General features: G+C 68.3%; 1 protein-coding gene and 1 pseudogene. One reads left to right on the top strand and one right to left on the bottom strand.

Annotation, left to right across the window (positions count from 1 at the left end):
- A pseudogene (locus tag NS184_RS16465) lies at nucleotides 1–224 on the top strand (ABC transporter permease); the annotation flags it as partial.
- A gap of 30 nt (nucleotides 225–254) precedes the next feature.
- On the opposite strand, the gene NS184_RS16470 reads toward NS184_RS16465, so the two are convergent.
- Nucleotides 255–596: zinc-binding dehydrogenase (locus NS184_RS16470; protein ID WP_152998285.1), on the bottom strand; the 342-nt coding region annotated here is incomplete at its 5' end.

Genomic DNA, 596 nt, shown 5'->3' on the forward strand with positions numbered 1-596 from the left:
CGGTCGTGCTCGCCGGCGCGTCACAGGTGCTCGACCAGTTGCCGCAGCTCGACTGGTTGCACCCGTTCCTGTTCTCGCACCGGTGGCTCGGGTTCGGCGACCTGCTCCGCGACCCGATCTCGTTCGACTCGTTCGGCGCGAACGCGGTCCTGCAGCTCGGCTACGTGGTCGTGTTCGGGGCCCTGGCGTACAGCCGGTTCGCGACGAAGGACGTGCTCAGCTAGTCGCCGAGCACGTCCTTCGCGAAGCGTGGGTCAACCGGCGTCGGCGGGCTGGGGCCTGCGGACCGGATCGCGCAGGTCGCGGTTCTTCTCGGAGCGGTACCAGTCCATCCGCGCACCGGTCTCGACCGTCTGCATGCCGATGACGACCTTGCCCCGGGACTGCATCTGCGCGAGGTCCTCGTAGGCGTCCACGATGTAGTCGAACGGGTAGAAACCGGAGATGAGCACCTGCACCCGGTGGTCCTGCACCGCCTTCGTGAGCATGGTGAGCAGGTCGCGTGCTTCCTCGTCCTCAGCCGGGGCACGGAGGAACCGGAGTTCGACGTCCCGCCGCTGCTCCGACGACACGAAGCGCTCGGCCGGCACTCCGAG

It is taken from the genome of Curtobacterium luteum (assembly GCF_001475545.1).
GTDB lineage: Bacteria > Actinomycetota > Actinomycetes > Actinomycetales > Microbacteriaceae > Curtobacterium > Curtobacterium luteum_A.